The sequence below is a fragment of the Faecousia sp. genome (assembly GCF_048519415.1).
Classification (GTDB): domain Bacteria; phylum Bacillota; class Clostridia; order Oscillospirales; family Oscillospiraceae; genus JAZOXB01.
The window spans coordinates 58,542-68,404 of sequence record NZ_DBFZUT010000038.1; the positions used below are offsets into that span (position 1 = coordinate 58,542).

At 57.4% G+C, this 9,863-nt stretch carries 8 protein-coding genes and 2 pseudogenes; 1 reads left to right on the plus strand and 9 read right to left on the minus strand.

Annotated elements, in window-relative coordinates; translation table 11 throughout:
• Positions 1–17 precede the first annotated feature (17 nt).
• The 8 genes and pseudogenes from ACMKFF_RS04540 to ACMKFF_RS04575 all read right to left on the minus strand — a co-directional run.
• Entirely contained in the window at positions 18–1,868 is a 1,851-nt protein-coding gene (locus tag ACMKFF_RS04540) for a polysaccharide deacetylase family protein (RefSeq protein WP_419496189.1), read from the minus strand.
• Between the two features lie 11 nt (positions 1,869–1,879).
• On the minus strand, positions 1,880–3,436 hold the full coding sequence (locus ACMKFF_RS04545; RefSeq protein WP_419496190.1) for an MBOAT family O-acyltransferase: 1,557 nt from the start codon (positions 3,434–3,436) through the stop codon (positions 1,880–1,882).
• Between the two features lie 3 nt (positions 3,437–3,439).
• The gene (locus ACMKFF_RS04550; RefSeq protein WP_349135633.1) at positions 3,440–3,670 is read right to left on the minus strand and encodes an acyl carrier protein; all 231 of its coding nucleotides are present in this window, start codon (positions 3,668–3,670) and stop codon (positions 3,440–3,442) included.
• 4 nt (positions 3,671–3,674) lie between these two features.
• Positions 3,675–5,171: an amino acid adenylation domain-containing protein gene (locus ACMKFF_RS04555; protein WP_419496191.1), complete on the minus strand. Its 1,497-nt coding sequence runs from the start codon at positions 5,169–5,171 to the stop codon at positions 3,675–3,677.
• Positions 5,172–5,296: 125 nt separating this feature from the next.
• On the minus strand, positions 5,297–7,774 hold the full coding sequence (locus ACMKFF_RS04560) for an excinuclease ABC subunit UvrA (protein ID WP_419496192.1): 2,478 nt from the start codon (positions 7,772–7,774) through the stop codon (positions 5,297–5,299).
• 72 nt (positions 7,775–7,846) lie between these two features.
• On the minus strand, positions 7,847–8,035 hold the full coding sequence (locus tag ACMKFF_RS04565) for a hypothetical protein (protein ID WP_419496193.1): 189 nt from the start codon (positions 8,033–8,035) through the stop codon (positions 7,847–7,849).
• A gap of 153 nt (positions 8,036–8,188) precedes the next feature.
• Positions 8,189–8,305: a hypothetical protein gene (locus ACMKFF_RS04570; protein ID WP_419496196.1), complete on the minus strand. Its 117-nt coding sequence runs from the start codon at positions 8,303–8,305 to the stop codon at positions 8,189–8,191.
• 20 nt (positions 8,306–8,325) lie between these two features.
• Positions 8,326–8,511: pseudogene (locus ACMKFF_RS04575) on the minus strand (DUF3848 domain-containing protein); the annotation flags it as partial.
• Between the two features lie 273 nt (positions 8,512–8,784).
• Here ACMKFF_RS04575 and ACMKFF_RS04580 point away from each other — a divergent pair.
• Entirely contained in the window at positions 8,785–9,033 is a 249-nt protein-coding gene (locus ACMKFF_RS04580) for a GNAT family N-acetyltransferase (protein ID WP_419496194.1), read from the plus strand.
• A 205-nt stretch (positions 9,034–9,238) separates the two neighbouring features.
• Here ACMKFF_RS04580 and ACMKFF_RS04585 read toward each other — a convergent pair.
• Positions 9,239–9,622: pseudogene (locus ACMKFF_RS04585) on the minus strand (lysine--tRNA ligase); the annotation flags it as partial.
• Positions 9,623–9,863: the final 241 nt, after the last annotated feature.

The window sequence follows — 9,863 nt, forward strand, 5'->3', positions numbered from 1 at the left end:
GGAAAAGGCTTTGTTCTCTAGTTTGCCCGCTCGTTCAGATACTGCAGGAGCTGCTCGTCCGTCATGCCCGGCAGAACGGTCATGCGGCCGAGATCGATCAGCGTCTGCGGCAGGCCGACCACAACGGTGTTCACGCGGCTTTCGTCCGTCGTCAGGGTAACCTTATAGCCGCATTCGCGCAGCACGACATCGGTCAGCGTGGTATGCGCACCCTCGGGGAAGGCGATCACATCGGGCGCGGGAATGCCGAACGCCGCAAACGTTTCCGCTTCACGCGCCGCGTCGGCTCGCACGGCGTCGATATACTCCGTCTCGGATTCGCCGGGCAGCGGCAGCATATTCTCCCGCGCGGGCTTCACGGTCTCATAGGGCGGCCACTGGTGCATGTCGTAGGTATGAGAGCCGATGGAAATAAGGCCGGAGTCCAGCATTTCCGTGATCTCAGTCTGACCGAAGTGAGGCGTCAGGCTGTACTGCGTATCCTTGTAATAGCGGTCATGCCCGATCGAGCAGCCAATGGCAAAGATCGACGCATGGAAGCCAAGCTCCCGCAGAACGGGATAGGCATAAACGGCGTTGCTGGTATAGCCGTCGTCAAACGTGATCATGACCGGCTTTTCCGGAAGCGGCGTTCCCTGCTCCACAAACGCGATCAGCTCATCAAATGAGATCGGCGTATAGCCCTGCTCCTTCAGCAGGCGCATCTGCCGCTCAAACGTCTCGGGGTGCAAGGTGGTCTCGCTTTCCGGCTGATCCGGGTCGAGATGGTGATACAGCAGGATCGGGACGGTCGCGCTGCCGTTTTGAAGATAAGCGCTTTCCCCGGCGGCTTTCTTCAGCTGCGCTGCATCCGTTGACTCTCCCTGCCGGCAATAGGCCCCGAAGGCATCGGGCAGACCGACGCTCTCATCCCCGGCGATCCGCGCCAGTACGAGGTTGGCAGCAGCATTTCGCGTATGTGTTACGTCATAGAAGAATCGTTCGTCATAGGTCAGCGGTGTGATCGAGAAATTCCAATAGTCCGTCACGTCCGAGAGCGCCTGATAGAATGCATTCAGGGCGTCATTGTCGTACTGCTCGATCTGCTCCCGGCAGAACGGGGTGAGAATGACGGTCAGCTCCGTCCCTGCTTCTTCACACATTTCGCGGATCGCGGCGACATTCCCGGCACAGCGCTCGATGTCAGGGAGCGTTGTATCGGCCGTCTCTGAAAGGTAGTCCTCACCGTGGAGCGTAAGATAGTCCTGCAGGCTGCCGATGGATTCCACGTCGCGCAGCCGCTTGTCATAGGTCCCGCTTTCCGGCAGAAAGACGTCAAAGGTCTGCGGCATTTCTGTGTCCTTCCGGAGGGAGGACAGCTTTTCCATCGCAAAGGAAGGGCTTGCAAACAGGAAGCGGAGCTTGTAGGCCGCTTCGTTTTCCCCGCTCACCCGGTAATCGGGCACGGCGGTCAGGCCCTCCGTTTTACTGTGCAGAGCATAGGCATCGCTCAGCCCGAGCACAAGGACGATCCGCTTGACCTCGCCCTGCTCCAGCAGATAGCGGACCAGCTCGCGGTCATAGTCAGTGTCCGCTCCGTAGTGGAACATGTTATAGAAGCTGCCGCCGTAATACCGCTCCAACGTTTCCGGCAGATAGGATGCGGCAGAGGACGATCCGACTACAAACGAATCGTATTCGCCGGGCCGCTCGGAAATATAGCGCACCTTGCTGCCGCGCGGATTGAGCGTCTGCGCATAGGAATCCCACTGCAGCGGAGAGGCCTCAAAAACGCCGAAGGGATCGATGAGCCAATTGCCCAGGACACAGACGACGCCGACCAGCAGCAGCGCGCAGACGACAGTCAGAAGCCATTTTTTACCACGCAAGCAGGATCACCTCAGACATTTTCATAGACATAAGCAATGGGCGTATAGCCGGCGTTTCCATAGACGAACAGCACGACCGTCAACAGCGCCACAAACAGGATCAGGAACTGCACGAGCCACTTTCGCTCGCAGAGCCAGCGGGCAACGTCGGTCCCCCGCTCGGCGGCGAAACTGACGGCAAAGACCACGCCGAGCATGGGGACGACCTTCCAGAGCACGGGCAGCGAGAAGCCCAGCTCCGTAAACAGGGCAGCATGGACGCGGGTCACACCGAAGTGCAGCACCGTCTGCTTCAGCATCCCGAGCGCAGAACGCAGCGAAGACGCGTTTGAGAAGTACCTGCCGATGATGACCAGCAGATTCGTGCGGACAACGCCCCAGACCAGCGCTCCTTTTTTCGGGTCCTCCGGAGAAAGCCGGAGATGCTTCCGGATCGGCGCACGGAACATGGCGAGGGACATCCAGAAACCGTTCCACAGGCCATAGGCAATGTTGGCCATGCCGGGCCCCTGCCAGACGCCGACTGCGAGAAACACGAGGAACGTGCACAGACTCGGCACGATACACTTTGCGGCATCCAGCGGCATATGGCGGCGGCAGAACTGCGCGAGCCTGCCGAAAGGCTTGGAAAGTGCCAGCGGATAGAACAGGTAGTCCTTCATCCACTCGCCCAGCGAGATATGCCAGCGCCGCCAAAAATCGGAAAGGCTGACGGAAAAATAGGGGCGGCAGAAATTCTCCTGCATGGAGATGCCAAACAGGCGGGAGATGCCCATCATCAGGTCGATGCCGCCGGAAAAGTCGCAGTAAAGCTGGATGCAGTAGAGTGCCGCACCCAGAAAGCAGATGATGCCGGGGTAGGCCGCGTAACCGCCGTAGATCTTCGCCACGATCGGTGCAAGCGTATCTGCGATCATCGCCTTTTTCAGCACGCCATAGAGCATGCGCAGAAACCCGTGCTGGATATTATCCCAGGAAAAATCGTTTCCCTCCGTGAGCTGCGGCTGCAGATCGGCAAAGCGGTTGATCGGGCCCTGCACCAGCTGCGGAAAATAGCAGACAAACAGCGCATAGCGCAGAAATCCCCGCTCTGCCCGATGTTTGCCGCGGCTGATATCGATCAGATAAGCGGAGGTTTGGAAAATGTAGAAGGATATGCCGAGCGGCAGAAGAAAATGCGGCAGCGGCAGCTCCGTGCCAAGCACTGCATTGACGGAGGAAGCCAGAAAACCGCCGTACTTCAAAAGCGCCAGCGACGCAAAGTTCAGCACGAGCGACAGCGCCAGAACGCGGCGCTTTTTCCGGTCATTTGCGCGCTTCTGGCGCTTGCGCTCCTCCTTGGTCTCGGCAGCGGGCCGGAAGGCCGCAAGCCGGTCCAGCCACAGGCCGAAAAGATAGGTAAGCAGGATCGTCGCGGCAAGATAGCCCGCCATCCGAACGCCGTAGGTCAGATAAAACAGGATACTCGCCGCCAGAAGGACATATTGCCGCAGCCGCTTCGGGAACAGATAGTACAGCACGACCGCCGCGAGCGCAAAGAGCAAAAAGCTCAGACCCGTGATCGGCATGGCTTACTCCTCGTCCTTCAGCCTCTGCACCAGAGCATAGATCGCCTCGGCGGAGTTGAAATTCTCGGGGATCAGATCCTCCACGGAGATCTCAATATCATAATGGCACATCAGTTCGTCGACCAGCATCACGATATCCAACGACTCCAAAAGGCCGTCGTCAATGAGCCGCTTTTCGTTGTGAAAATCAACATTCAGATGAAGTCCGTCCAACACTTGATAAAGCTCGTTCATGGTATCAATCCTCTTTCGACAAAATCAGCAGCGCCCGCCGGTCGATCTTCCCCGTGCGATTCTGGGGAAAGCGCTCCAACCGGCGGCATACGCTCGGAAGCATATATTTCGGGAGCCTGTCCCGCAGGCGGGCAAGCAGGGCCTTTTCCTCTGCCTCGCCCGTATAAAACAGCGTCAGGCGCTCGTCGCTGAAAACGCAGGCGGATGCCTCCACGCCCTCAGCAGCGTTGGCGCACAGCTCGATCTCGGACATCTCGATACGATGTCCCATGAATTTGATCTGCGTGTCCTTCCTTCCCGCAAAGAGCAGGGACCCGTTTTTCCACACGCCGAGATCGCCCGTGCGGTACATCGGCTCACGGAACCGGGAATTCAGCGGATTCTGCACAAAGACTTGGGCAGAGAGCTGCGGACGATTGTAGTAGCCCAGCGACAGGCAGCTTCCCGTCACGCAGATCTCGCCGGTCCGCCCTTCCTCCCGGACAGGCTCGCCGCCGTCGAGCAGGAATACATCGCAGTTGGCAAACGGCCTGCCGATCGGGACCTCCTGCAGCACCTCGTCCGCGCTCTGCACAATATGGTAAGTACAGTTGCAGGTGATCTCCGTTGGACCATAGAGGTTCACGAACCGCGCCTGCGGGACGGCCTGCATCCAGTATTGCAGCGTCTTCGGCGGCATGACCTCGCCCGAGAACATGATATTTTTCAGATACAGCGGGCGCAGCGTCTGGAAGGCATGAAGGCGGGCAAGGATCTTCAGTGCGGGCACCGCCCAGATGATCGTGTCTACGCTGCGTTCGTTGAGCCGCTCGAGAAGCAGCTTTGGGAAGGAAAACAGCTTCTTCTCCAGAATCTCAAGCCGCCCGCCGACACGAAGCGAGAGGAAGATATCCTTGACAGAGACATCAAAGTCAAACGGTGCCTGATTGCCCCAGACAGCGCCGTCGGCAAAGTCGAAGGCACGCATAAACTGCTCCACCATGTCGATCACCGAGCGGTGACAGATGGAAACGCCCTTCGGCTCGCCGGTGGAGCCGGAGGTGAAAATAACGTATAAAAGATCGGTATCCTTATGCTGCTTCCACGGCGCCGCGGCGGATGGGATAGGCGCTTCCGTGTGCAGCTCCTGCTGGGAAATGACCGGGATATCCTGCGTCAGCTCTGCATCAATATCGTTCCCGGCGGTCAGAATGGCCGCAGGGCACAGCGTCTCCAGCATGCTCCGGAGCCTGACAGCCGGGAGCGCCGGATCGATGGGAACATAGAAATTTCCGCTGTATACGATGGAGAAAAATGCCAGAAGGTCCGTCACGTCATGGCGAAGCAGCACGCAGACAGGTGCGTTGACGGTCGAAAGCCGCACGGAGAGTGCTGCTCCCATTTCGCATACTGCCGTCCACGCCTCGCGGTAGGTCAAGGCAGACGCAGCATCTGCCCAGCAGACCCGGTCGGGGACACGCGCTGCGGAAGCCTCCAGATAGGAAAGGACATTGATCTTCAAAAAAGTCACCCTGCTTTTGGACAAAGATAAAAAGAGTATAGCATAGTTCGACCGTTTTTTCAACCGGCGCGGCAATTTGGTCCGTGCATTTCCGGTCCGGAGCGCCTGAAGACGGGGAAACGCGGTCAGAGATACCGCCCCGTGATGCTGGCCTGATTTTCCCGGATCTCCTGCGGTGTGCCGCTGGCGACGATCCGGCCGCCCGCGTCTCCGCCGCCGGGGCCCATATCGATGACATAGTCGGCGTTTCGGATCACGTCAAGGTCATGCTCGATGACGATGACGGTCGCGCCGTTGTCCAGCAGCGCCTGAAAAACACCGAGCAGCACGCGAACATCCAGCGGATGCAGGCCGATGGACGGCTCATCGAACACAAAGACGGAGTCCGTCTGCGTCCTGCCGATCTCGCTGGCGAGCTTAAGCCGCTGTGCCTCGCCGCCGGACAGGCTCGGCGTTTCCTCGCCCAGCGTCAGGTAGCCGAGGCCCAGCTGCCGGAGAACGGCCAGTCTCTGGCTGACGGTCTTCCGGTCCCGGCAGAATTCCAGCGCGGAATTCACGTCCATATCCATCAGCTCCGGAAGCGAAGCACTCTCCCCCGCGCCATTCGTCAGGCGGACCGCTTCGGCCGCTCTGGCATAGCGTGAGCCATGGCAGTCCGGACAGGGAATGTCCACATCCGGCAGGAACTGCACGTCCAGACTGACGATGCCGGTGCCGTCGCAGCCGGGGCAACGCAGGGAGCCGGTATTGTAGGAGAAATCGCCTGCCTTATAGCCGCGCGCCTTCGCGTCCGGAGATTTGGCATAGAGCTTGCGCAGCTCGTCATGCGCGCCCGCATAGGTCGCGACCGTCGAGCGGACGTTGATGCCGATCGGCGTCGCGTCGATGAGCTTGACATGCGCGATGCCGTCGGCCGAAACGGTGCGGATATGCGCTGGCAGTGCACTGCCAGCGATGGTTGCCTCCAGCGCGGGGATCAGGCTCTCGAGCACCATGGTCGTCTTGCCGGAGCCGGACACGCCAGACACAACGGTGAGGCGCCCCTTGGGGATATCCACCTCCAGCGGCTTGACGGTATGGATGGAATCGGTGGAAAGATGGATCGTCCCGTTTGCAAAAAGCGCCTCTTTTTCAGTACAGCAGCGCAGCTTTGTCTCTGCCGTTCCGGCAAGAAAAGGTCCGATCTGAGAGGCGGAGTTGGCCTCGATTGCAGGGATCGCCCCCTGTGCGATGACATAGCCGCCCTTTGCGCCCGCCTCCGGGCCCATCTCGACGATCCAGTCAGCTTCTTTCAGGATCTGCGTGTCGTGGTCGACCAGAATGACGGAATTGCCGTCGGAGACCAGATCGTGCATCACACCGGTCAGGCCCACGATATTCGACGGGTGCAGGCCGATGGACGGCTCGTCAAGCACATATAGGACGCCGGTCGTGCGGTTGCGCACTGCGCGGGCCAGCTGCATCCGCTGGCGCTCACCGGTCGAGAGCGTCGACGCCGAGCGGTCCATCGTCAGATAGCCCAGTCCGAGGTCCATCAAGCGCTTGGCCGTGCTTTGGAATGCTTCGCAAATACTCTCAGCCATTGGGCGCATCTCCTCCGGCAGGCCGGAAGGCACACTCTTTACCCACTCGACGAGCTGTGTCAGCGACATGGTACAGGCCTCATCCAGAGAAATACCCCGCAGCCTCGGCGCGCGGGCCGCGCTCGACAGGCGCGTGCCGTGACAATCCGGGCAGACATCCTCTTTCAAAAACTTTTCCACTCGCTTCATGCCCTTTTCGTCCTTGACCTTGGAAAGAGCATTTTCTACGGTGTAAACGGCGTTGAAGTAGGTAAAATCCAGATCACCGGCCTGCCCGGTATTCTTATTGTGATAGAAAATGTGCTTTTTCTCCGCCGGGCCGTGGAACACGATGTTCTTCTCCCGCTCCGTCAGTTCGCGGAACGGCACATCCGTGCGCACGCCCATCTCGCGGCAGATATCCGTCATCAGGGACCACATCAGGCTGTTCCACGGGGCAACCGCACCCTCGTCGATGGTCAGGGACTCATCCGGCACAAGCGTCGCCATATCAACGGTGTGCACCATGCCCGTGCCGCCGCACTTCTGGCACGCGCCCTGCGAGTTGAATGCCAGCTCCTCGGCAGACGGAGCATAAAAATGCACGCCGCACGCCGGGCAGACGAGCTCCTTCCCGGCCGCGACGAGCAGCGAAGGGGCCAGATAATGGCCATTCGGGCAGCGGTGGCTGGCAAGGCGGGAATACATCAAGCGCAGACTGTTCAGAAGCTCCGTTCCCGTGCCGAACGTGCTGCGGATGCCCGGCACGCCGGGGCGCTGGTGCAGGGCCAGTGCGGCAGGTACATACAGCACCTCGTCCACGCTGGCCCGCGATGCCTGCGTCATGCGGCGGCGGGTATAGGTGGACAGGGCCTCGAGATAGCGGCGCGAGCCTTCGGCATACAGCACGCCCAGCGCCAGCGAAGACTTGCCGGACCCGGACACGCCTGCGATCCCGACGATTTTTCCAAGTGGAATATCGACGTCAATATTTTTCAGGTTGTGGACCTTTGCTCCACGGATCAGCATCTTATCGATCATGTTTTTCACTCCGGTTTCTTCTCATATACAGCAGCGGGAATCGCTCGCCCGCTTCATCCATTCCGTCCGCTTTCAGGCGGAAAGGTCCGTGTGCTCATAAAAGCCGACCGTCTGCGCGTTGACCGTCAGCTCCCGGACGCCGTAATGCCGCACGGCACATTCCAGCATCTGCCTGCCAAGACCCACGCCGCGTTCGTCTGCCGCAAGGAACAGCATCTCTGGCCGCTGGCAGTCTGCCGGGCGATCTTCCCGCAACTGCATTTTTCCGTCTCCCTGTATCTTCGTTTTTTTCATGAAGTGATATTATATCGCGAAAGGACCGAGATTGGAAGGGGGCAGGTAAAAAAGCGGCGATCTTCCCGCCGGGCCGAATTTATCGGTCAATACAATAATACCGAAAGATTTCATCTTCGCCTACAACGCGGAATCCCCCCCCTTCTTCAGCACATGCTGGCTTCTGGTATTTTCCCGGATGGCATCCGCAAGGACCGTGGTCATGCCCAGCTCGTCAAAGACAAACCGAAGCGCCAGACGCTCTGCCTGCGTTCCGTAGCCCTTGCCTTTTCCGGCTCAAGCTCCAGCTCCTCCATACACATTACGATGTCCTCCCGCATCGTGTATTCGTAGGTATGATTGAGAATTTCGGACGGCTCCTGATGCAGTAGCCAGTCCCGATATTTGTCCTGCTCGGCTTTCATTTTCTCATAAAGTCGAGCGTTGTAATCTGTTTCGTTCATAGCGAACACCTCCTTCAAAATAGAAATAGCCGCCTGATTTCTTTTGAAAACCAAGCGGCTATGTACGCTATATTCAGTTCGACAAACTGGAATTTGTCCCTATCAGATTCTTTTGGAATAAAGGACTTCTTCTGTGTCAAACGCAGGCTTTGAAGTATCCGTCAACGCAAACCCGTTGGCTTCGTAAAAAGCTCTGGCGCGATAGTTTTCCCTTGAAAATCGAATGGAACGCCCCATTGTATCGCTTATTGGGACACAGCTCGTGATGCGGAGTTGACCGGGAAAGCGGAGTTAATTTGCATCCATAGTCTGCCTGAAAACTGGCATAAAGGGTACGGTCGTCAAATGATGAATCGAGTTCTGAAAGATATCAAGGAAAACGGATATTCCGAAGTGTTTTTGTGGGTATTTAGGTTCGTAAGGTTTTTGCCCTCACGAACCAACTGGGAAATTTTTTTCGATTTGTACGAAGTTTTTTTGAGATTTTTCAAAAAAATTTTTTCGACCACCTTTCAGGGATAAAAAAAGCCCCTATCACATCACAGAGATGTAATAGGGGCAGAAATAGAAAAAGCCCGCTGACCGAAATCAGCGGACTTAAATCATATGAACTTATCGTATGCTATCGGAACTTGTCTGCAATCGCAAAATTCCAAACGCATTTTTGGCGTAAGCTCGGAGTAAATTGGCGTAAGTTGTGGCGTAAGCACCGACAATTTTAGGTCAATCAATAGAGCTTTGCTCCTGCCGGAATGTGAGGATCCACCATCAGCAAATGCAACTTTTCTTCGCCGTTTTCGTGATGCACGGCGGAGAGCAGCATGCCGCAGGATTCTATGCCCATCATGGGGCGGGGCGGGAGATTGGTAATGGCGATGCAGGTCTTTCCAACCAGCTCTTCCGGCTCATAATACTCGTGAATTCCGCTCAAAATCACCCGATCTGTGCCGGTTCCGTCGTCCAAAACGAACTTTAAGAGCTTCTTGGACTTCTTCACGGCTTCGCATTCCTTGACCTTCACAGCCCGGAAATCGGACTTGGAGAAGGTGTCAAAATCCACCTGATCCTGGAACAGCGGCTCGATCTGAACATTGGAAAAATCAATCGGCTCGTCCTTAATCTCGATCTCGACCGTACCCTTAGCTCCGCCGATGATACCGACTTCTTCAGGCTTGTTCTCCGACTTGGGAGTGTCCAGCGGCTTCATTGTGGGGATAAGATTCCTCACATGGAATAGCTGTGTAGAAGCCCTGTTAATACTGTGCTTTGCTTACAGGTCACATTTTCCCGTGTGTGATAACTCTGTACATTTCCCTGCTGAAAGCATACACCATAGTGGTGCTCCAAGTGGT

Bases quoted from the DNA above. Each gene is read 5' to 3' on its own strand.
- ACMKFF_RS04545 (WP_419496190.1), bottom strand. From the start codon at position 3,436: ATGCCGATCACGGGTCTGAGCTTTTTGCTCTTTGCGCTCGCGGCGGTC.
- ACMKFF_RS04550 (WP_349135633.1), bottom strand. From the start codon at position 3,670: ATGAACGAGCTTTATCAAGTGTTGGACGGACTTCATCTGAATGTTGAT.
- ACMKFF_RS04560 (WP_419496192.1), bottom strand. From the start codon at position 7,774: ATGATCGATAAGATGCTGATCCGTGGAGCAAAGGTCCACAACCTGAAA.
- ACMKFF_RS04565 (WP_419496193.1), bottom strand. From the start codon at position 8,035: ATGCAGTTGCGGGAAGATCGCCCGGCAGACTGCCAGCGGCCAGAGATG.